We start from the raw sequence: 23,597 nt of genomic DNA, 5'->3' as shown, positions 1-23,597 counted from the left end.
GGTGCGGTCCGCGCCCATCGTCCCACGCGCCCCGGCGTCGTGCCCGCTCGCGGAACCGCCGCGGACACCCCGCACCTCTGCTACCGGCACACCGGCGGGCCGACCGGAACGGAACCGCCCGGCCCGCCGTGGACGGCTCACGTCAACGACGCCTCCTGGAAGTCCTCCGGCACCAGCTGGAGCAGCTCCTCGCGGCTCGGGGACGTCTGGCGGCTGAGGCGGCCCGCCTGGCGGGTGACCAGGGACTCGAAGACCTTGCGGGCGTAGCGGGCGTTGCCGAAGTTGCGGTCCCTGGGCACCGACGCGAAGTGGGCGCGCAGCAGCGCCTCCAGCTCCGGGGCGCAGGTGTAGCCGCCCGCCTTCGCCTGCCGGTTCACGATGATCACCAGCTCGTCGGCGTCGTAGTTGCCGAACTCCACCCGCTGCGAGAAACGGGAGGTCAGACCGGGGTTGGAGGCGAGGAACGCGCCCATCTCGTCCTCGTATCCGGCGGCGATGACGACGACGTCGTCGCGGTGGTCCTCCATCAGCTTGACGAGGGTGTCCACCGCCTCCTGCCCGAAGTCGCTGCCGCCCCGCTCGGACGGGGTGAGGGTGTACGCCTCGTCGATGAAGAGCACCCCGCCACGCGCCTTGTCGAACGCCTCGGTGGTCATCTGCGCGGTGTGGCCGACGTACCGGCCGACCAGATCGGCGCGCGCCACCTCCACCACCTGGCCACCGGCGAGCACCCCCAGCGCCTTGAGCAGTTTGGCGTAGAGCCGCGCCACGGTGGTCTTGCCGGTGCCGGGCGGGCCGACGAAGACCAGATGGCGGCTGAGCGACGGCGACGGCAGCCCCGCCGCCTCCCGCTGCCGGGCGTTGGCCAGCAGATGCACCAGGTCGGAGACCTGCCGCTTGGCCTCCGCAAGCCCCACCATCTGCTCCAACTCGCCGAGCAGCGACTCCAGTTGCCCCTCGTCGCCGCCCGCCGCGTTCGCCCCGACGCCGGATCCGGCGATCTCACCGAGGTCCTGCGGCAGCAGCCGGACCATGTCGGCGGGGGTGGCGTTCACCTCGTTCGCCAGCCGGAACGCCTGCCGGTCCACCATCTCCTCGAACACCCCGCGCGCGGCCCGCCCGTTGCCGAACGTCTCGTCCCGCGTCATCTGCCGGAACAGCTTGTCGAGGCCGTCCCGGGCGGCCGGGTCGAGGGCGTACTCGTGCCGCTCGCAGATGCTCTCGACGATGGTCACCAGCTCGTCGACCGTGTAGTTGGGGAACTCCACGGTGCGGTTGAACCGCGAGGCCATGCCCGGGTTCGACGACAGGAAGCTGCGCATCTGCGAGGAGTACCCGGCGGCGATGACGACGACGTCGTCGCGGTGGTCCTCCATCAGCTTGACGAGGGTGTCCACCGCCTCCCGCCCGAAGTCGGGGCCGCCGGAGCCGGACTGGGCGGTGAGGGTGTACGCCTCGTCGATGAAGAGCACCCCGCCGAGCGCCCGGTTGAACGCCTCCGTCGTCTTGATCGCCGTACCGCCGACGACCTGCGCCACCAGATCCTGGCGCGCCACCTCCACCAGATGCCCGTACCGCAGCACCTCCAGCTCGGCGAGGATCGTGCCGTAGAGGCGGGCCACGGTGGTCTTGCCGGTGCCCGGTGGCCCGGCGAAGACGAGATGGCGGCTCATCGGCGGCACCGTCATGCCCATCTCCTCGCGGCGCCGCGCCATGCGGTTGAGGCTGACCAGCGTGGTCACCTCGTGCTTGACGGAGGCCAGCCCGACCAGCTGGTCCAGCTCCTCCAGCGGCGACGCGGGAGCCTTCTTCTTCTCCTCCTTGCGGACGGGCTCGTCCGCCGCCGGCCCGGCACCGACCGGCGCACCGGCGGCGTTGTCCGTCGCGCCGGTCGCCGCGTTCCAGGCGGCGCTGCCCGCGGCCGGTACGTCCGCGCCGCCGCGCGCCGGCTCGCCGCGCCCCGCCGCCGGACCGCTGCTCTCCGCCGCCTCGCCGTGGATGTCGGCCAGCCCGTTGCCGCGCGACATCACCTCCTCCAGCAGGGCGTTCTCGCTGACCACCGTGCGGTGCACGCCGGCGCCGCCGTTCTCCCAGGTGGAGACGGAGCGCAGCGCGAACTGTCCGTCGGTGTGCGTCAGGATGCCGTCACCGCGGTTGCCGAAGACCTCGCAGCCGGTGAAGGTGCCCGAGCCGCCGGCCGCCACCAGAATGCCGTTGCGCTCGCCGTCGTGGAACCGCGACTGCGTCGCCACGACATTGGCGCCCGAGCCGACCGACAGCCCGTCACCGCCGGTACCCGCCACATCGCAGTCCCGCAGCCGCGCCGACGCGGTGCCGGACACGGCTATCCCCGCCGCGCCGCTCTGCCGTACGACCAGCATCGTCAGCCGGGCGCGGGCCTCGCCGCCGATCTGCACGCCGCTGCGCCGGGTGCCGGTGATCTCCAGGTCCTCGAACCGGCCCTGGCTGGTGTCGCACGCCTCCAGGCCGTGCGCGCCGCCGCCGGTCAGCACCGTCCGGCGCAGCGTCGGCCGGGCGTCCTCGGCCACCCGCAGGCCGATGCCCCGCGGCTCCGTCACCGTCAGCCGGTCCAGCTCCGGTACGCAGTCCTGCGTCAGCTCCACCCCGGTGCCCCGGACGTCGGCGACCCGCAGGTCCGTGAAGACCGGCCGGGCCGCGCCGCCCACCCACAGACCGGTGTCCTCGCTCGCCTCGATCGCGCAGTCCTCGAACCGCCCCCGCGCCGAGTCGTACATCCGCACGCCCTGCCCGGCGGTACGGGCCACCCGCAGCCGCCGCACCAGCGGATCGGCGTGCTCGGCGACGGTCACGCCCTCCTCGCCGGTCTCCTCGACCCGGCAGTCCTCGATCAGCACCTGATTGCGGCTGGCCAGGTGCAGGCCGACGGCCTTCGTACGGTGGATGCGGCAGCGCAGCAGCCGGGTCGCGCTGTCGTCCTCCAGCGCGACGCCGGGCTGCGCCGTCCCGGAGAAGTCGCAGTCCTCGACGGTGCCCTGGCCGTGGCCGCTGACGTACAGGCCGTTGCCGCGTGCGTCGCGGACCGTGCAGCGGCGCACCAGCGGGTCGCCGTGGTCGCCGATGACGATGCCGGACGCGCCGAGGTCGGCCAGCCGGCAGTCCTCGATGACGCTCTCCGCCTCGCTGGTGACGACGATCCCGGCGCCCTTGGGGTTGGTCACCTCGCAGTTGCGCATGGCGAGGGTGCCGGTGTCGCGGGCGAGGACGGTGGCCCAGGCCGCGCCGCCGACCTCGCAGCCGTCCAGCTCCAGTTGGCCGTCGGTCACGTCCACGGCCGGGCGCTCCGGGTCGCTGCCGTGCACCACCAGACCGGTCAGCTTCACCGCCTCGGCGGCCACCGTGACCGCGGAGCCGGTGCGCGGCGAGATCCGTACCGTGCCGAGGCCCTCCGCGGCGACCACGGTCACGATGCCGGTGAACACCAGCGCCTCGGCGTACCGGCCCGGGGCCACGGTGATCAGCGCACCGCTCGGTGCCGCCTGCACCGCCTCCGCGATCGTCGCGAACGCCCCGGACCCGTCTGGCCCCACGGCCAGCACCTGACGGCTCATCGCCGCTAACTCCCTCCAGGGCCCGGCACCGTGACGGCACCGGGCCCGAACGTGCTCACTCTGCGCGGCATTCGGCCTTCACCTGGGCGGCGGCGACATGCGCCAGCGTCGAGGTGTCGCCCTCCCAGTCCTGCCCGGCGTTGGTCACCCGGAGGGTGAACCGGCCGCCCTCCACGTGGACCGTGGTGCCGAGCACCCAGCTTCCCTTGTTGCGGGGCTGGTCGATGTGGAACCCGGCGAGGTCCCCGCCGTACCACTTGGTGCCCTTGTGCACCGAGTATCGCGCGGGAGCCCCGCCCACCTCCACCGGGCTCTTCCCCTGGGGGATGTAGACGGAGATGCGGCAACTTGCCGACTTCATCCCGGAATTGAACTGCCAGTACGCGGTCACGTCCGAGTCCGGCGAGTCCGCGTCCCCGGACATCGGTATCGCCCGCGAGCCGCCCCCGCAGCCCCCGGCCGTCGACCCACCGGTCCGCGTCAGCCACCCCTCCTTGCCGTCACCGTACGCACCGATCTCGTGGTACCCGGCGTTGGCACCGTTCGCGCAGGTCGGCCCGGCGAACGCGGTGAAGGTCCTGGTCGCCAGCGTCTTGACGTGCGACTCGGAGCCGGACCCCTTGTCGTCCGTGGCCGATTTGTCGCCGTGGTCGGCGCTCCCGGCGGTCGGGTCGGTGCGGGTGCCGGCGTCGCCGTCGGTGTGCGGCCCGGACCCGGAGCCGCCGCCGCTGCCGTCGCCGGGGGCGTTCCCGCCGCCGGCGGGGGCGTGGCTGTCCGTCCGGGGGGCCGTGCCGCCGTCGTTGCGGACGCCGCCGGGGACGGGCACGAAACCCTTGCCGCCGTCGCTCCCGGCGTCCGGCAGCGGCTGCGTCAGGTCCCCGGCGGCGTTCGCCGGGGACGCGGCGAAGCCCTTGCTCAGCGCGGAGATCGCGAACGGCGCGCCCAGCAGCACCACCCCGGCCAGCGCCGCGCCCGCGACCACACCGGGGGAGACCCGGCTGCCGCTCTCCGCCTTGGTCTCCGCGCCCGTCGCACCGGCTGCCCCGGCGGCCGTGCCCGCCGCCGCGTCCATCCGGCGGAAGAGGCCGAGGCCGCGCCGCCCGGCGGACGCCTTCTTCCCGGTGGCCGCCGGGGCGGGGGTCGCCTCGGCAGCCACGGAGGCGGCGGTCTCCCCGGCCTCCTCCGCAGCCGCGCCGCCGTCCGCCTCGGGCCCGGCCGCGGCCTCCGCGTCCGCCTCGGCCTCGGTCTCCGCCGCCCCGGGCAGCGGCGCACCGGGGCGCAGCACGGTCGCCCCGGCGGCTTTGCCGGTGGCCGCCGGGGTCTCGTCCGGGGTGTCCGCCGCGGGGTCCGGCTGCTCCTGCCCGGGGCGCAGGGCGGTTCCGCCGGCCGGGGTCTTCGCGGTGCCCGTCGACGTGGTGGGGGTGTCCGTGGCCGCGGCCGGTGCGCTCTGTTCCGGCTGCGGTGCGTCGGCCTCGGGCGCGGAGGTGTCGCCGGTCGCCCCGGTGGTACCTGCCTCTTTCGCGCTGCGGGAGTTCGCCGTCTCGTCGGTCATGATGAGTTCCGCTTCACTCGTCGGGTGTTCGGGTGGGGGGTGTGGGCACCGCCGGGCGGGACGCGGGGTGAGCGCCCGGCGGCGCCGGGATGCCGGTCAGTAGCTCTTCATCACCGCGTCCAGGTCCACTTCGAGCGCGGCGGCCCATGCCTGGAGGCCCGCCGACGGCTTGGGCACGCCCAGCAGATCGGGGGTCTCCGGCTCCGGCTCCTTCGGACGCGGCCCATGGGCGCCGAAGGCGCCGTCCGGCAGGTCGAGGTGGAGCAGGAGAGAGGCGCCCGCCCCGTCCTCCCACTGGACCAACTGTTCCAGTTTCGCCGCCTGTTCGGGTGTGAGGTGCGGTTTCACATAACGATCGAGGAACTGCTCGCGGCTCATCCGCTCGCCGCCCGCCAGGACGTCGTCGCCGTCGGCCGCCAGATGGACGGTCTGCCGCTTGTCGTCCGCCGCCGCCTTCTGGGCCGTCAGCAGCGCGTCCCGCATCGCCTTCTGCTGTGCGCCGCCGACGTCACCGTAGGGGTGCGGGGGCACGTACCAGCCGGAGTCCACCCGGATCGCGCCCGGCCGCACCCCGCCGGTGCCGCGCAGCACCGCCTCGGGGCTGAACCGCACCTGGAGCGCGTCGTGCAGCGTGAAGGTCCCCTCGAAGACGTTCTTGCCGGAGATCTTCGGCTTCCCGAACGCGTCGAACGTGCCGTACGTGGCGACCTTCACCACCGCGTCCACGGAGGCCGGCGCGTGCCGCTGCCAGTACACGGTGCGGTCGACGGAGTTCTTCTGCACCGCGACCTGGCCGCCCGAGTCGTTCTCCAGCGTGTGCGTCACCGACGAGGACGCGGAGAGCGCCTGCTGGGCGCCGGTGAAGCTGCCGGTGATGCCGGCGCCGAGCTTCTTGCCGACGGTGTCGGTGTGCGCGTCGATGTCGTTCTGCAGGTCGTAGTCGGCCCGTTCGCCGGTGCCCTGGTGCCAGCCCTGCGACAGGCCCAGATCGCGGGGGCGGAACTCGACGGTGAGCTGCGCGTGGGTGTGCGTGGCCACCCCGCCCTCCGCGCTGATCCGCACCGGGAACGTCGCGATCGGCGAGGTCGGGGTGCCCAGCCCGGTGCGCACCAGGTGGCGGGCCAGCTCCCGGGCGCCGATCAGCTGCTTGAGCTGCGCATGGCCGCCGTGCCGGGGGTCGGCGAACACCTTGGGGGTGCCGGGGTGCTCGGCCAGTTGCTCCATCAGCTCGGTGAACAGCGTGTGCCCGGCCGTCTCGTCCATGTCCACCAGCGCGTCGTGCTTCCGGAACTCGTGGGACGTGATGGCGGACATCGCCGTGGGCGTCCCCACCTCCGTGACCGGCAGTTCGGACCGGGGGACGAAGACTCTCTCCTTCATCGGAAGGGTGATCTGGTGCGGGGTCTTCGTGCCGGGGGCGAACCAGGAGGCGGCCTTGTCGATGCCCGCCCCGACGAGGTGGGCCTTGCCGAGCAGCAGTGCGTCGAGCAGCTGCGAGGCGTGCGCGTAGCTCTCCACCGACAGCGTCAGGGCCGCGTCGGTCTCGTAGACGAACAGGTCCTCCGCATCGGTGGTGTACGCGTCGTGCCGGCGGATCATGACGCTGCTGTTGTTGGCGACGCCGTGCCCGGTGGAGTGGGTCAGGGACGCGGACAGCGAGCCGCCGCCCCCGGCGCCGCTGCCGCCCCCGCCGAGCGTGATGCTCCTGCTGTGCTTCTCGGAGGTGCTGAACTGCTCCTCCTGGCGGGTGTTGGACTGGATGTAGCGGGAGAGGGAGCCGAACGCCGACGCCCCGGTGTAGTGGGCGCCCGTCGTCCGGTCCAGCCGGAGGTGGACGTCGACACGGTGGTGGTGGGCGAAGCCGTCGAGGCGTATCTGCAGGGTCAGTCCGGTGTCGCGCAGCAGGCTGGACAGGTTCCGCAGTGAGTGGCCGTCCAGAATGCTGTCGGCCATGGACTTCATGGTTCCGGCCGGTGTGTGCAGGGTGTGCAGCGGGCCGAGGAGCTGCGGCGCCTTCTCGGACAGCAGCGTGACCAGCTCGGTGAGCACCTGCTGGGAGACCGTCGGATGCAGCACGGTCCGCCGCTCGTCCGGCACCTGCGCCGTCCCGTCCTGGTTGTTCCGACTCTCCCGGTCCTCCTGGTTCTCCTGCCGGCTCTCGCCCGGCGGACGGTTCTGCTGCTGCCCGTTCGCGGGGTCGTGGACCGGCGCGGGCGTCAGCTCCGTGGTCATCGACAGGATCGGCAGCTTCTCCAGCGTCGGCGGCACGTTGGCCTCCTGCGCCGACCGCTGGTTCAGCACCGGACGCTGGAACGTCGCGCCGCCCGGCACGTACAGATCGGTGCTGAGCCCGTCCGCCTTCCAGGTACCCAGCATGTTGTCCCTGGTGACCACGGTGTTCAGCCGCCAGATGACGTCCATGGAATGGTGCTCGTGCGGCACGTCGATCGAGGAGAACTCGCCGGGGTGGGTGTCGTCGATGTCGATGGAGGTCCGCCCCTTGGAGCGGCTCCACGTCTCGGAGTGGCCGAACGATCCGCTGCCGGAGTCGTCACCCTGCTTCCCCTCGTACGCCAGGCCGGCGCCCGAGGTGAACGCGTTGGTGCCGGAGATCTGCGTCTTGCGGGTGTGGCGGAGCATGTACTCGGTGAGGGTGAACGAGGACAGGTCCTGCGTCTCGGTGCTGAGCGACCTCTTGTTGCCGGTGATCGCCTGAGCCATCACATACACCTGCATGTCGGCGAACTGCTTGCCCACCACGAACCGGCCCGGCAGCGCCTTCGCCTCGCTGTTCAGCGCGCCCTTGAGCTGGTCGGTGGTGATCATGTGCTGGAGGTACGAGACGGCGTACGGCGGCACGTGCAGCTGGGCCAGCAGATCCGCGGCGGCCCTCTGCAGGGTCCGGGCGTGCCGGACGTGGTCGATGCGGTCGTCGGACCGCAGCTGCTCCGGTGTGAAGCCGTCGGGCAGCTCGATGTCGGAGAACGTCATCGTCTTCCCGTTCCAGACCGGCTTCGGCGCCGGCTGCGGGACCGGCGTCGGCCCGTCGCCCGCGCCGCCGTGGTACGAGGCGACCGGCAGGTCGGAGAGCGACTTCGGCACCACGTACTGCACCCCGCCGGTCGGGTGGGTGACCTGCGGCGCGGACACCACGGACCCGTCCTGGGTGATCTTCTGGGCGTACACCGACAGGCGGTAGTTCGCCGGGCGGTACTCGTGGTACATCGGGCCGGACGCGTTCGTGCCGTGGTGGGAGAACATGTACGTCGTGATGCCGTTGGTCAGCGAGACATCACGGGAGCGCCCGAAGGTCATACCGGGCGGGGTGAATGTCACCCCGTCGCCACCCGTGCCCGCCGAGAAGCCGAACGAGAAGGACTGGCCGTTGCCGATGGACGCGGTCGTGGCCAGCCAGTTCCAGCGGGTGGGCCAGTTCTGGATGGTGACGTCGTCGGCCGGCAGCTGCCACGGGGTGTCGGTGCCGTCGCCCTGATGGTGTTCGCCCTCGACCGTGAAGTGCAGCAGCAGCTGGGTGCCGTTGTCACCGCGCGGTCCGAGGAACGTCAGGTGGATCCCGTCGCCGAACATCTCCTTGGTCTTGCGGGACAGCTCGTTCACATGGAACTGCACCTCCAGGAAGCGGTTGAGCTGGTCGACGTGGAGGGCGCGCCGCTCGGGCGTCACATGGGAGAAACCGACCTCCCGCTCCGCCCGGATCGCCTGCCTCCGGAAAAGGTCCACCACGTGCGACAGCCCGGAGACCGCGAACCCTTCGTACAGCCCGAACGCCGGCGGGTTCGGCGGCGGCACCGTCCTCATCAGGGGCGGGAGCACCGACTGGCCCGTGGCCTTCGCCAGCTCGTACTCGAACTGCTCCGTCAGATGCTCGGGGACGTGCACGACCAGCCGCACCGGCACGGACTTCGGCGCCATCGCCGGCGCACCCACCTCGGTGAGGGACGCCTCCATCGTGGCGTGCACCTCGTACGGGACGCTCTTCCCGTTGAAGCGGACGGTCGCCAGGGTGCCGCCGGTGTTGCCCTCGGTCAGCGACGCGGAGTCGCTGCTGTTCAGCCCGAAGGAGAACGGGAACGACAGCGACGTGGCGGTGTCGGAGAGCTTCGGACCCACGGTGAGGTCCACGCCGAAGCTCTTGCCGCCCCCCTGTGACGTGGTGTGGAACAGCGAGTCCCAGGTCCGGACGTTGTTCGCCAGCCCGGCGTCGATCGCGTCGCCGCTCCGCCTGACGGACAGGATCGTCGTTGTGACGTCGGAGACGTAGTGGTTCCCGTTGCTGTGGACGGACGGCAGCCGGGTGGTGCTCAGCATCCGGGAGAAGTTGGCGATGGTGCCCATCTCACCGAACCAGTGGTGCAGGAAATCGAACGCCCGCGTCCCCGGGCCCATGTGCGCGTACGGCGCGGTCAGCAGCCCGATCAGTTCCTCCTGGCCGCTGCTCTCCCGGACCAGGAAGAACGAGTTCTGGAGCGCCTGGGCGACGCGCTTGCGCTCCTGCGGGGTCTGCGGGGTGATCTCCCAGTCGTGGCGGGTGTGGTTGGCCTCGTGGGTGGTCAGCTCGTGCGAGAAGGCCACCTCGACCGGCACCTTCAGGTGGATCGGCTGCTGGTCCGGTACGGCCTTGGGGACGCCGTGCAGCTCCATCTTCAGGCTGGCGCCCGGGAAGGAGAAGTGTTCCTGGTCGCCGCTGAACACGAGTTCCGGGCGGTCGTAGGAGTTGTGCAGGAAGCTCTGCCCGGCGGAGGCGCTGGACGACCCGCTGAGGTTGACGGAGAGGCTCAACGCCGCGTGCTCGGCGCCGGGCTTGAACGAGGTGGTGCTGCTCAGCGAACGCGAGTTGCCGGTGCTGTGGGTGCCGCCGTACTGCCGGTTGAGGATCGCCTCGCGCTGCCCCTTGACCTTCGCGCCGTACGGCAGCGGCTGGGTGACCCGCTCATGGATCAGGTGAATGCCCTGCTGCCCGGAGAGCCCGCCGAGCCAGACCTTCATCCGGTACTTCTGCTGCCGGTCGTCGTACAGGTCGAGGAGGAGCCCGTCCTTCGACAGCAGCTTCCGTACGAGGAGCTTGCCGTCAGGACCGGAAATCTTCTTCCACATGTCCTCGGCGACCTTGTTGACCAGGGCCTTCTTGTGAGCGGGCGGCAGCGTCGTCCCGGTCTGGTCGACGGCCGCACGCACCAGCGAGGTGAGCGAGGCGGGACGCTGCCCGGGCTCCCCGATGGGGATGTCCCCGATCTTCACCACGGACCCGAACTGCCCGAGCGGATGATGCCCGTCCTCCCCGAAACCCTTGGGAACCTCGGGGGTGTGGGGGAGGGGAGTGGGGGGTGAGTGGGGGGCGGTGTCGGTGTCGGTGGGGTCGTTCGGGGGCGGGTCCTGGTTCCCGTTCCCGTTCTCGTCCTGGTCCGTGGGCTTCTTCGGGGGTGGGTCCTGCCTTTCGGACTTGCTTGAGGACGATCCCTGGTCCTCGTCGTTGCCCGGCTTGTTGTCGTTCTCGTTCTTGTTCGTCGGCGAATCGTCCGGCGTCGGCTTGGCGGTGGAGACCCGCAGCAGGCGGGTGCCGGGGGTGCCCTCGCCTGTCCATTCCTCGTGCCGGTTCGTCTTCTGCTCACCGGTCAGCTTCGGGTGGACGTATTCCTTGAGGAATTTCTCCCGGCTCAGCGCCTTACCGCGGACGAGGACGTCGCCCTGCTCGTCCAAGGTGACATGCCAGAGGGTCTCCCCCTCCGTGGCGTCCGTCTCCTGGGCGGTGCGCAGCGCGTCGAGCATGGTGGCGGTCTGCTGCCCGTCCGTGGCGTGGTGCGGGGCGATGTACCAGCCCGAGTCGGTCTTGACCTCGGCGTCGGTGACGCCGCCGGTCTCGCGGACCACCGCCTCCGGCGCATAGCGCAGTTGCAGCATGTCGTCGACGTCGAAGCTGCCGTGGTAGGCGTTCTCGTCGTCGAAGGAGCCGAGGTGGTCGACGGAGGTGCTCGGCGCGATGTCGATATCGATCTTGATCTTCGCGGGGCTGTGACGGAGCCGGTGCACGGTGCGGTCGATCGACTCGTTGGGATTCGAGGTGAACCCGCCGCTGTCGTGCGTCTCCGTCCGGCTCTGCTTGAACTTCCCCCCGAAACTCTGCGTCATCTTGCCGGTGGCCGCGGCGAATTTGCTGGTGAGGGTGGAGCCGAAGCTGCGCTCCTTGGCGTCCGCGTACGACTGGGTGTGGTACCGGTACTGGTAGTCGGAGCGCTCGGCCGTGCCCTTGGACCACCCCTCCGACGTGCCGAAATCGAGCTGGGTGAAGGAAATCCGGATGTTGCCGTGGGTGAGCGTCGTGACGCCGCCCTCGGTGGTCAGCCGCGCGCCGAAGAGGCTGTCCTCCGTGGTGGTCTCGCCGAGGCCCGCGTTGCGCAGATGCCAGGCCAGCTCACGGGAGTTGAGGAGCTGACGGAGCTGCTCGCGGCCCGGCTGCCCCTTCTCCGCGAACTTCTTCGCGGCGCCGTCGTGCTTGCTCAGATCCTCCATCACGTCTTCGAAGAGCTTCCGCGAGGATGCCTCGTCCATGTCCACCAGCACGGAGTTGTCGCGGAACTCGTCCTTGCTGATCGGCTTCGGGGCCGGCGGGGTCTGCGGAGGCGTCTGCGTGTCGGACTGCTGCGCCGGCGGTTCCTGCGTCCCGCCCTGCCCGGTCTGCTCGTCCACCTCCTTCAGCTGCTCCGGGGAGAGCTCGGAGCGGGCGACGACGACGTGCTCCCGTACGGGGACGGAGAGGGTGTAGGAGCCGTCCTTGTTCGAGGTGAAGAGCTTCTTCAGCTTCTGCGAACCGCCGAGGAGGAGACTGTCGGCCAGCTGGGAGGCATGGCTCTCGTCCTCGACGGTGAGGTCGATCGTGCTGTTGACCTCGTAGACGTACAGCTCCTCCTCGGCGGTCGTGTACGCGTCGTGGCGGCGGATCATGGTCGCGTCGCTGCTGGAGAACGTGGTGCTTCTGCCGGATCCGAAAGAGGCGGACGGCGTGGCGCCTTCGGTGCCCTTGGAACCGGACCCGCCGAAGCCGAACCCGTAGGAATTCTTGACGGTCCGGGAGTGCGCCTCCTCCTTGCGGATGTGCGACTGCGTGTACCGGGAGAGCACCCCCTTGGAGACCTTTCCGGTGAAGCGCGCGCCCTCCTTGTCCCGGGTCAGCTGGGTGATGACGTTGGTGTACGAGTGGTGGCCGATGCCGTCCGTCCGCGTACGGATGTGAAGGCCCGTGCCGCGCAGCAGGCTGCTGGTGCTCTGCAGGGTGCGGCCGTCGAGGATGCTGTCGCCCCCGGCCTCCATGACGGTGCCCGGCTTGTTGACCGTGTGGTTCTTTCCCAGCGCGTGCGGTGCGTGCTTCTCCAGAAGCTCCTCCACCGACTTCAGCACCTGGGAGGTCAACGAGGACTTCGCCGCGCCGGCGCCGTTGCCGTCCTGCCCGTTCGTCGGCGCGGTGTCCTCCCGGGGGGACAGGTCCACGGTCATCGCCGTCAGCGGCAGCTTCGACAGCTGCTCGGGGACCTTCGCCTCCGCCGCCGTCATCGTGGTGTGTTCGGGGCGCAGATACGACACACCGCCCCGGACATGGACGTCCTTGACCCGGGTCTCCTCACCCCACGTACCGGCCATGTTGGTGTTGCGCCGGATGACGGTCATCCGCCAGATGACGTCCGCCTCGTGCTGCTGGTGCGGCATCGTCTGGTCGACGAACTGGCCGGGGTGGATGCTGGTCACCTTGACGGTGGACCTGCCCTTCGACAGGGACTTGCCGAAGGAGCCGTCCCCCGAGCCGCCGCCGGCGCTGTCACCGTTCTCCTTGGAGACGTCGATGGCGGGGTCCAGCCCGCCGGAGTGGGAGTCCACCTTCTTGTCGGTGCTGGTGAAGCGGCTCATGGACTCGTCCAGCACGAAGTTCGACGACTCCTGCTTCTGCCCGAGAGTCTTGTCGTCGAAGGTGAGGGCCTCGATGACGAACTGCACGTCGTCGTCGGTGAAGGTCTTCCTCCTCACCTGCACCCCGGACGACGACTTCGATTCGCTGTTGAGGATGCCCTTGAGCTGATCGGGGACGAGCAGCGTCTCGACGTACGGGACGGCCTGCTGCGGGGGGATGCCTGCTTCCTGGAAGAGGTTCGCCGCCTCGCGCTGGAGGTCCAGGGAGCCGTGGACATGGTCGATGCGGTCCAGGGTCTCCATCTGATGCGCGCTCGCGCCGGGCGGTGTCTCCAGCGGCGGGTAGCTCTTCTTCCTGCCGAGGGCCTCCGGCTCGACGTCCGTGACGGTGACCTTGTGCTCCGTCTCCTCGTGGGAGTTCTCCTCGGTGGACTTCTTCAGCGAGTCCGATATCAGGTAGTCGGCGTTGCCGTCGAAGGTCTTCTTGATCGCCGGCGGTGCGCCGAGCACCTTCGGGCCGAAGACGTGCTCGACCTCCACGGTCGTCTCGAAGACCACCGGATAGGAGTGGTGCCACATCTTGCCGGAGACGTTGGCGCCCATGTGGGAGAAGCCGTACGTATTGATGCCGTCGGACAGGGAGCGGTCGCGGCCGTAGGAGTAGAGGGCGTCGACCGGCGTCATGGTGAAGCCCTCGGTCGTGTCCGTGGTGAGGGTGCCGCCGAGGCTGAACGACTTGCTGGTGCTGCGGCTCTGGGAGTCCTGCAGCCATGCCCAGCGCGTCGGCCACAGCTGCGTGGTGGCCTTGGCGACCGGCATCCGCCAGCCGTTCGGCGTCTCACCGGGTGCGGCCGGGCGGGCGGTGATGCCGAAGTGCATCAGCAGCTGGCCGTTGTCGCCCTTCGCACTGCGGAACGTCCGCCGCACGCCGCCGTTCATGATGTCGGGCGCCATGTGGTTCAGCTGCTCGGCGTGGAACTGCGTGGTCACGAACTCCTTGAGGTCGTGGAGGTGATCGTTCCTGGTCGTGGCGGTCTTGTGCTGGAATACCGTCTTCTGCTCGGCGCGGAGGGCGTCGTGCAGGAAGGTCTGCGGCAGCTCTTCGAGACCCTGGAGCCCGAAGACGCCGAACAGCCCGCGGGTCGGCGGCCGATCCGTCGGGCCGAGCGGTTCCTTGACGTGCTCGTTCCGGTCTTCGTTGCCTTCCCGGGGCTGTTCGGTCGGGTGGGTGTTCTCGGGCGTGGCGTTCGGCCGGGGCATGACATGGCCGCCGTCCTGCTCGGCCACCTCGGTGAGCTGCTTCTCGAAATGCTCGGTGAGGTGCTCCGGGACGCGGACGATCGCCGTCACGTCCTTGGTGCTGGAGAAGTTCCCGCTCCCCACCGGGTTGAGGCCCGCCTGGACGCGCAGCTTCACCTCGTACGGCACGCTGGGCCCGTCGAAGCGGGTGGTGTTGGACGTACCGCCGGTGTACCCCTCGGTCAGCGACGAGGAGTTGCTGGTGCCGAGGCCGAAACTGATCGGGAAGGAGACCGGCACCGGCAACTGGTCCAGGCCGATGACGATGCCGGCGTCGACGGATTTGCCGCCGCCCTTGGAGGTGGTGTGGAACACCGAGTGCCAGTCGCGGGAGTTGCCGGCCAGCCCCACCTGCGTCGCGTCGCCGACCCGGCGGGCGGAGGTGACCCCGGCACGCGCCTCGGTGACGTAGCGGGTCCCCTTGTGGAAGAAGGAGGGCAGCATCGTGGAGTTGAGCATCCGGCGGAGGTTCCACAGCATGCTGTGCTCGCTGAACCAGTTGTCCAGCATCTTTCGCGGCGCCGAATCCTGCCCCATCGACGCGTACGGCTTGGTCAGCTCGGTGGCGAGCGACGACTGGCCGTGGCTCTCCTGCACGATGAAGAAGGTGTTCTGCAGCACCTTCGCGAGCTTCCGCCGCGCCGTGGCCGAGGAGCCGGCGTGCACCCCCCAGTGGTGCGCGGTGCCGTTGGCCTTCGGGTCGGTCAGCTCGGTCGGGAAGGTCACCTCCACGGTGTCCTGCGCGGTGGCCGTGGCGTGCCGGCCGTTGCTGCCGCGGCGGATGTCGACGGTGAGCGTGGAGTCCTTGAAGCCGAAGTGCTCCCGCGTCCCGGTGAAGTTCAGTTCCGGGCGGGCGTAGGTGTTGGTGAGGTTGCTGTGCCCCTTCGACGAGCTGGAGGAGCCGGTCAGCGTCACCTTCGGCTTGATGCCCACGTCGTTCGCGGTCGTGGCGTGCGTCGTGCCCACCGACACGCTGCGGCTGTTGGCCGTCGTCGAGCTGTTGCCGACGTTGTGGTTGATCGCCGCTTCCCGCTGCCCCTTGTCCACCTCCTGGTACAGGAGCTGCTGGGTCGCCTTGGTGTCCTTCGCCGGACCGGTGGTGGAGGACGAGCCGGACGTGGGGTCGCTCTTCGGTGGCGTCGCGGTGGGGTAGTGCTCCGCGTGGTCGCGGTGCACGTCGTTCAGTGTGAGCGTGAGGGTGTACGGGTTGGTGGGCGAGCCGACGGAGAAGCGCAGCCTGAGGCCGTTCTCGTCGAACAGCTTCCGGGCCAGGGTCTGACCGTTGGGGCCCGACAGTTCCTTCCACAGCTGAGCGGAGAGGTTGTCCGCCAGCGCTTCGCGGTGGGCGGACTTGGGCACGTCATGCTGCCCCTTTGGGTCGCGGATGCCGTCCACGGCCGACCGGACCAGCTGGTGCAGCTCGGCAGGGCGCTTCCCGCCCGCTCCGAATGCGATGTTCCCGAAGCGGTGGACCCGCCCGAACTGCCCCATCCCGTAACGGCCGTCCTGCCCGAAGCCTTGCGGGGGCTCGACGACCTTGGGGGGCTTCTCCTGCGGGGGGTCCTGCCGGCCGTTGGCCGGGGGTGTGTCCGGGTTGAGGAGAGGGTCGTGGAGCTGGCCGTTCTCCTGCTCTTTGTTGTCCTGCGGGGGGACGAGGGGCTCCTTGCCCTTGCCCTCGTCCTGCGGGGGAACGACGGGTTCCGTGGCATTGCCCTTGTCCTGCGACGAGGTGGACGGGGCGCCGGTGGTGTGGTGCGAGGGCCCGGACTCGGGCATGGACGTGGCCATGGCCTGGTAGTGCATGCCGCCGCGGTCGTAGTACACGTACAGCGGAGGACTGCCCGGGGTGATGTCGTTGTACGACTGCGGTGGCTGGAGGACGCTGGGGTCGTCGGGGCGCGCTTTCGGCACCTTGGAGATGACGGTGAGATTTGCGCCGAGCATCTCGGGCATGGTGGCGAGGATTTGCGGGAGATAGTCGGCGAACGGCGAGAGCCACAGCGTGTTTCCGCCCTCGGCCGCCTTACGGATCAGGCCCACATTCCCCAGATCCCGCGCTGCCTGCGGGGTCGGTGCGAACTCCAGCAGATCCGTGTAGCCGGCCTCCTGGACCAGCTTCCGCCAGGTTTTACGGTCGTTCTCGTCGAGCTTCTTCTCGAATTTCTTCTTGAGCTGCCTGTCCTCCTGTGACAGAGGCTGCCCGCGACGGTCGAAGGCATCTTCCAGCACGACATCGACGGGGGAGAGTATTTCGTGCGCCGCCAGCCGTTCCCGGTTCTCATCGATGTACCGGACCAGACGCTCCCGCAGGTCCCGCACTTTCATCCCATGGAGATGGGGCAGCTTGCCCTGGCTTCTGGCGCTCTCCAGTATGGAGTTGAACAGGCAGTCGCCGTCGCCCCTGATATTCACCTCTCTGTACTCTTCGCCGTTCAGCAGGTACGTGCTGCCGTTCACCGTGTACGTGGGCGCGGAGGTGCCTGTCTTCCCAGGGGGTGAGTTCTGCCCGCCGCGGCGCAGGCCGATCTTTCGCGGCTTGCGTGGCTCCCCCAGCTTCTCTTCCAGCAGCCTGTCGGCTTCCTTTTCCGCCAGTGCGTCGGCTGCCTTTTGTTCCGCGGCGTCATTTTTGGTGAACTCGCCGCGCCGGCTGGCGATTTTCTGCTCCACCTCCCGGTAGGCACGGTGCTGCTGCGCGGTGGCGGAGTCGGTGACGATGATCAGGGGCGCGGACACAATGCGCATGGCCCACGAAAGGTTCTCGTCCGGCGGCTGCGGGGCGTGCTCCTCTTCGTCCACCCCGTCTTCGTGCACCTTGCCGGATTTCGTTTTCTCGGCGATCTGCTCCCGTGCCGGAGCCTTCCCCTTCCCCTTCCGCTTCTCGGGGGGCGTGGTGGGCTGATCGGCGGACGAGGTGTTGTTGGTGAGGGATTCCGTGTGGGGGACGGATTCACTCTCCTTGGGGGACACGTTGTCCACGAGGGACGCGTCCGGTTTCTTGACGGATTCGTCGCCCGGCTCGATGTGCGGGGACTTGTCCTTCGCGGGTGAGAGGTGGTCCGTCCGGCTGCTCGCCTCGCTCGGCGGGGGCGTCCGGTCCTTGTCGGTCAGCGTGGTCAGCTCGCTCCACCCGGTGCCGGGCGATCCCTGCTTTTCCTTCGGCTCCTGCTGCTCCTGATGCTCCTGCGGCGTCCGTGCGTCGTCGGAGATCTTCTCGGAGGACGTCGGGGTGGTCGGCGTCGGCTCTTCGGTGTCGCCGGGCCGGTGCTCGGAGGTGGGGGAGCGGTCGGTGGCCGTGGTGTTGCCGTCCGAGGAGGTGGGGGGCTTCTGCGCCGCGTCGTTCCGGTCCCCGGACTCGTCGTTCGCCTGCTTGGTCTTCTCGGTCGGGTCCGTGACCGTGTCCGGCTGCCGGGCTTTCCCCCTGGGCTCGGTGGGCTCCTGCTTCGGCGGAGTCTGCGAGGCGTTCTGGTGCGTGGCCGTGGACTGCGGGGAGGTCAGATTGCCGGCGTGGGCGGCCGCCGCGTTCGCGGTCGGCTGGTCGACCTCGCCGTTCTCGACAGCCTTGTCGGCTTTATCGGCCTTGTCGGCGTTCTGTGACGGGGACGGGGAGTTGTCCGTGTGCTGCGTGCCGTGTTCGGTCCCGTCCTTGATGGCGTGCTTCGGGTCGGTGGCCGAGTCGTCGCCGGTGACGGAGGTGTTGTCGGTGGCGGAGGCGGTGTCCTTGCCGTGCCCGGACGTCGGGGGGTGGGTGTTGCTGTCGTCACCGCCGCCGTTGCCCTGGCTCGCGGTGTTCTGCTGGGGAGGTGTGGGGTTGTTCGCCCCGCCTCCGCCGGAGTTCTGGTTCGTGGCGGTCGGCTGCCCGTCGGTCTTGTTGGTGTCGTCCGACGGGGGGTTCTGCTGCTCGTCGCTGGAGGTGGGCGGAGGAACGTACGCGTTCGGCTCGGTGGGCGGGGGCAGGCTCTCGCTGCCGTGGGAGGTGGTGGAGACGGGGCCCGGCAGGTGCTTGACGGCGTCTTTCAGGGCGTTGACGCCGGCGGCGCCACCGGAGGTCCCGACGTGGGTCGCCGCCTGGCCCGCCGCGGCCGAGGCGCCGGACACCGGTGTGACGCTGAAGCTCTTCTCGTCGGAGAAGAGCAGGTTGTAGAAGCCCTCGGACAGATACGCCTGGCCGGTCACCGCACCGGTCGCACCGGCGAAGTGGCCGGCCTTGACGGCGGTGTGGTCGTGGTGGTTCCGGATCGCCGTGAGGGTGGTGTCGGAGAGGTGCGTCAGCGACTTGTGCACGGCGGGGTCGAGATGCTGGCCGCCGCTGTCGAGGACTTCCTTCAGCGCCGGTTTGCTCTCCTTGCCCCAGTTCTTGGCGAAGGTGTCGCCATACTGCCTGCCGAGGTCGCGGGCGGCCTGTTCGCCCAGCGTGTCCTTGAACGTGTGGCTGAAGAGGTTGCCGAAGTCGTCGCTGATCTTCTTCGTCGTGCTCTCGCCCATGCCCTTGCCCGCGGCGGAGCCGCCGAGCGGGCGGAGGAGGTCGTCGGCGTTCTTGGTGATGATGTTCTCGATGCCGTGCGACAGGCTCTTGGTGGTGGTGTCCGAGACCGTGCTGGTGGCGATCGACAGATCGTTGGTGATCTGTTTGGCGACGTTCTTGCCCACCGGCCCGGCGAACAGGTCGGACAGCTTCTTGCCGGCCTTCCCGCCGAGCAGCGACAGCGGGCCCTCCAGCAGCCCGTCGAGCAGTCCGCCCAGCGCCGCGTCCTTGGTCAGGTTCGCATCCCAGGAGTCGCGGTGGCCCTTCGCCTTCTGGATGCGCTGCGCGAGCCCGTCCAGGGCGACGCCGATGGACTCGTTGAGGATGACGTGCATCGCGAGGTGGTCGAGGAGGGAGCGGAGCAGCCGCTGGAGGAAGGTCGAGGTCTTGACCTTGATCTCGGGGATTTCCTCGAACTGGAGCATGGCGATGGCGACGATGATCTCGATCAGCATCTCGGTGATCTGGAGGATCGCCATGATCTTCATGTACTCGATGTTGACCGAGGACGTCTTGGCCATCTTCTCCAGGCCGCCGGTGAGTTCCTGACCGGCCCGGAGGTAGTTGCGGTCGCCCGTGGTGAACTCCGAGAGCGACTTCGCGTACGCGTCGGCGGTGTCCCCGGTGATGCTGCTGCGGACCGAGTTGACGGCGCGGACCACCTGCTCGGGCATCTCCTCCAGCTTCTGGCGGATCTGCCCGTAGCCCTCGCCCATCGCGCGCAGCTTGTCCTCGTCCGCGTGCGTGAAGTCCTGGCCCGTCAGCGCGATGAACCAGCCCCGGCCCTCGTCGGATATCTGGAGGCTCACCGGGTCATCCGCTGCTTCAGGTGCTTGGTGGCGTCGACGTTGGCGTCCTCGGTCTCGCCGAAGGACTTCTGGGTGCCGAAGGTGTCCTCGGCCGCCTGCTGGAAGGCGACGGAGAGGTTCCCCAGCAGCTCATGGCAGGCGTCGACCGCGGGCAGGAAGGTTTTCCGCAGCTGGTCGGAGGTCTCGTCGCCGGAGCCGCACGCCTCGTTCACCATGAGGGAGACCGTCTGCGTCTGCTGGGAGATCTCCCTGACGATCGCGGACAGGTCGTCCGTCCGGGACGCACCCTGGCCTATCCCGCTCAGATCGGCAGCCAGATTCTCGGCCACGGCCGTCTCCCTTCGTCCCCGTCACATCCGTCGTACACCGGCGGCCCCGACGGTGCCGCCGTACGCCGTGCCGCACGGTCGTCCCGTACGGCACGGCACTTCACTTCCCGCGAGGTGGCCCCCGCGCCCGCTAACCGTTCTGCTGACCGGGGAGGGTGCCCCGGGTGAAGGCGGTGAGGAGGTCGTCCAGTGTGGAGCGGCCCTCGGACAGCGCCTTCATGTCGAGCGTCTCGGGCAGATGCGCCGCCATCGTTTGCTGCTTCGCCTCGGCGGCGTCCTCCTGCGCCTGCTGCACCGTCTCCAGCAGCGCCTTCGCCAGCTCCGCGGCGGCCATCGAGCGGTAGCGGGTGCTGTGCACCTTGATGCCGGTCACCCGGCCCCGGGCGTCAGCCGTGACGCTGAGCAGATGATCCTTGGCCGTAGCCGTCACGCTGACCCGGTCGAGACTCTCCCGCGCCTCCTTGGCCTGGACGCGGGCCACCTCCAGACGTTCCAGGGCGTCCTCCATACGGCCCAGCAGCGGGTTGCCATTCATCGGTCTCTCCCTGGTATGCGGTGTCGGCGAAGAGTTGGGTGCCCGGCCGGCCGAGCACGGTGGGTGCCAGCTCCGGATCGGTTCCCCATACGGACGCGTCCTCGGCCAGCCAGGTGGTGCGCTCCCGCTCCTGATTCTCCTGGCCCTTGCCGCCGCCCATGCCGTTGGCCATCGGCGGGAACAGCGGGACGCCCGAACCGTTCTTGCCGCCGGTCGACGAGGTGGAGATCGGGCCGCGCACCCCGCCGGCGCCGTTGGTTCCGGAGGCGCCGTTCGAGGAGGTCTGCAGCCCGCCGGTCCCGGAGCCGGTGGCGCCCGGGCCCAGGTTGCTGTTGCCGGAGGAGAGCCGCGGCGGGGTGTAGTTCTTGATGTCGTTGGGCGTCCACCGCTTCAGGTCGGTCTGCCCCGGGCGCGGCGGCTTGTAGGTGACGTTCTTGCCGTTGTTGTTGTTCTTGTCGTCACCGGTGTACGGGGGCTTCCGGTTGACGTCGGTGTGGCCCGGGGGCGGCACGCCGTTGGGGTTGCGCAGATACGGCGGCACGTAGTGGTTCTGATCGTTGGGGTCGGTCTGCCCGGGCGGGAGATCGGTGCCGATGCCGTGCTTGTCGCCGCCGAGATTGTTGGGGTCGGTCTGGCCGGGGGGCAGGTCGGTGCCGAGGTTGTTGGGGTCGGTCTGGCCCGGCGGGAGGTCGGTGCCGAGGCTGTTGGGGTCGGTCTGGCCGGGGGGCAGGTCGGTGCCGTCGCTGTTGGGGTCGGTCTGGCCCGGGGGCAGGTCGGTGCCGTCACCGTTGGGATCGGTCTGGCCGGGGGGCAGGTCGGTGCCGTCACCGTTGGGGTCGGTCTGGCCGGGCGGCAGATCGCTGCCGTCCCCGTTGCCGTCACCGGTGCCGCCCGGCGGTGTCTGGGAGCTGTCCGGCGGGTTCTTGGTCCCATCCGGCGGTGTCTTGTCGCCGTCCGGCGGGTTCTTGGTCCCGCCCGGCGGCGTCTGGGAGCCGTACCCCCCGCCGTTGATGGCGTTCTCGATGCTCGTCGGGACGGGCTTCAGCGCCAGCGCCGCGGTGTTGTACGCCTGCGACAGCTTGGTGTGGACGTCACCGACCATGCCGTTCAGATACTGCTGGGCGGTCTTCAGCCACAGGTCCTTCGCATGCTGCTCGATCAGGTCCCAGGTGCCCTGCTGATCGACGTAGCCCAGCTCGCCGTACTCGCTGTGGGTGAGCTTGGTGGTGCCCTGGCCGCCGCCCGGATTGTCCTTGTGGTCGACGTTCAGCCCGGACAGCACCTGCTGGAGCGCCCCGCCGGGCGACCACGTGGGTTGGGAGCCCCAGGTGCTGTACATCTGCTGCATCTCGTCCACCGCGGCGCGCAGCCCGTCGCGCGCCTGGGCGACGGCGCCGAGGTAGCCGCCGTTGCCGTCCGGGCCGCCGGTCAGCGTGTTGATCTCCTCGAACGCACGGGAGAGACGCAGCAGCACATCCGCGAAGGCCGAGGAGGCGGAGCCCTTCCAGCCGGTCTCCGGGGCGTCCATCTTGGCCCGCCACTGGTCGAGGCCGATGTGGAAGTTGTTGAAGTACTGGATGGCGGCTTTGAGTTGCTGCTCGGTGTGGGTGAAGCTCGGCAGCGAGGTGACATCCGTCCCCGAGCCCGCCAGCGCCTGGAGGACGTGGTAGGACCCCATGTTCAGCTTGGGCCACGCCGAGTCCTTGCTGTCCGGGCCGCTCTCCTCCTCGCCCAGCATCGTGATGCCCGCGGTGCGCGACAGTCCGCGCCCGTCGTCGTACCGCGTGACCCACTGCCCCTTGAACGGGTCCTGCCCGAGGGCGTAGTTCCAGTACGCCTTCGTCCAGCGCGGCGTGGTCACCGCCTCCAGCGGCGGGATCTGGTCGATGGCCGTGCCGCCCGGCAACCCCTTGGAGAACAAGGAATTCAGCAGTTCGGACCAGGTCGTGGGGTCGGCCATGGGGGCTGCTCCTGGGTGAGATGCGGTCGGCTACGGGCGGGGGGGCGGCCGGGGGCTCTCGGGGACCGGCGCCCGGCGGGTCAGGCGGTGGTGCTGGTGTCGGTCTCGGTGTTGGTGTTGGTGTTCTGGCCGCCGCCGCTGGTGTTCTGCCCGTTCTGGTTCCCGGTGGAGGAGCCCGACGTCCCCGTGCCGGTGGCGCCGGAGCCCTGGCCGCCCGCCGTCAGCGCGCCGCCGATGATGCCCTGTAGCTGCTGGGCCGTCAGCTGGGTGTTCTCGTCCTCGATGTTGCTCATGGCGGTGCTGGTCTCCAGCATCTGCACCATCATCTTGTCCGAGAGGTTGTACGCCGTGGTCAGCTCGTTGAGCAGCGCGGTCGCCGCCTCCTTGACGCGGTTTTGCAGATCGACGGCCGGCTGGTAGTTCGGCCCGCCCGGCAGCAGCTTGTTGGGGCCCTGGAACGCCTGGAGGAGAAGGCGGGCCTGGTCGGCTCCGTCGCGCAGGTTGGTCAGCTCGTTCGCCCGGAAACCCTCCAGGGTCGCCTTCGTGAACGTCAGGGTTCCGTTGTCGTCCGCCATGTCTGGCTCCTGCTGGGTGAGGGCGCGCGCACACGGCGCGGGCCACGGTGATCGGCGCGGAAGTACGAAGTGGTACGGGTCGCAAGGCGCCGCCGGGGGACGGCGCCGCGGGCGGGGGCGGCGTGCGGAGGCCGCACGCCGCCCGCAGGCGTCAGCTGGTGGTGAGCGAGCCCCACTTGGCGCCCTCGTTGCCATCGACGGTCTGGTAGTTCATCTTGACCTGACCCAGCGTCCGGCCGCCCATGCCCAGCGTCGCGCGCATCTCGTCGACCTTGTTGATCCAGTTGCGGTGCGCGGCGTCGTACGCCTCGATGGCCTGACCGCTCATCTCGCTGCGCACGGTGTTGACCTGGGCGTTCAGCTCATCCAGGTAGTTCTCGATCGTCCGTGTGTAGTTCACCAGCTCCTGATGGCCCTGGTCCATGGCCGAGTGGTTGGTGCTGAAATTGGTGAGTTCCATCTGGCACGTCCTCACGAATCGATGGGATGACAGGGGGAGTGGCCGTCCG

General features: G+C 69.8%; 8 protein-coding genes. All 8 read right to left on the bottom strand.

Going from position 1 to position 23,597, the window contains the following annotated elements; genetic code table 11:
- Positions 1 to 137: 137 nt before the first annotated feature.
- The gene (locus ACZ4U4_RS16190) at positions 138 to 3,590 is read right to left on the bottom strand and encodes a right-handed parallel beta-helix repeat-containing protein (RefSeq protein WP_467874092.1); all 3,453 of its coding nucleotides are present in this window, start codon (positions 3,588 to 3,590) and stop codon (positions 138 to 140) included.
- A gap of 55 nt (positions 3,591 to 3,645) precedes the next feature.
- Positions 3,646 to 5,142: a hypothetical protein gene (locus ACZ4U4_RS16185; RefSeq protein WP_467874090.1), complete on the bottom strand. Its 1,497-nt coding sequence runs from the start codon at positions 5,140 to 5,142 to the stop codon at positions 3,646 to 3,648.
- A gap of 96 nt (positions 5,143 to 5,238) precedes the next feature.
- Positions 5,239 to 19,689, bottom strand: coding sequence for a WXG100-like domain-containing protein (locus ACZ4U4_RS16180; RefSeq protein WP_467874087.1), 14,451 nt, complete (start codon positions 19,687 to 19,689; stop codon positions 5,239 to 5,241).
- Positions 19,686 to 20,018, bottom strand: coding sequence for a hypothetical protein (locus tag ACZ4U4_RS16175; protein WP_467874081.1), 333 nt, complete (start codon positions 20,016 to 20,018; stop codon positions 19,686 to 19,688). The genes ACZ4U4_RS16180 and ACZ4U4_RS16175 overlap by 4 nt, the downstream gene beginning before the upstream one ends.
- Before the next feature lie 130 nt (positions 20,019 to 20,148).
- Positions 20,149 to 20,448: a YbaB/EbfC family nucleoid-associated protein gene (locus ACZ4U4_RS16170; RefSeq protein WP_467874079.1), complete on the bottom strand. Its 300-nt coding sequence runs from the start codon at positions 20,446 to 20,448 to the stop codon at positions 20,149 to 20,151.
- Positions 20,405 to 22,513 (bottom strand): hypothetical protein, encoded by a 2,109-nt coding sequence (locus ACZ4U4_RS16165; RefSeq protein WP_467874077.1) that lies wholly within the window; start codon positions 22,511 to 22,513, stop codon positions 20,405 to 20,407. Before ACZ4U4_RS16165 ends, ACZ4U4_RS16170 begins: the two co-directional genes overlap by 44 nt.
- A gap of 80 nt (positions 22,514 to 22,593) precedes the next feature.
- Positions 22,594 to 23,088: a hypothetical protein gene (locus ACZ4U4_RS16160; RefSeq protein ID WP_467874074.1), complete on the bottom strand. Its 495-nt coding sequence runs from the start codon at positions 23,086 to 23,088 to the stop codon at positions 22,594 to 22,596.
- Between the two features lie 151 nt (positions 23,089 to 23,239).
- Entirely contained in the window at positions 23,240 to 23,548 is a 309-nt protein-coding gene (locus ACZ4U4_RS16155) for a WXG100 family type VII secretion target (protein WP_467874071.1), read from the bottom strand.
- Between the last annotated feature and the right edge of the window lie 49 nt (positions 23,549 to 23,597).

The sequence above is a fragment of the Streptomyces sp. NPDC029159 genome, assembly GCF_055564055.1.
The sequence above is the reverse complement of the archived record's forward strand: the minus strand, read 5'-3'. Positions and strand labels throughout refer to the sequence as shown.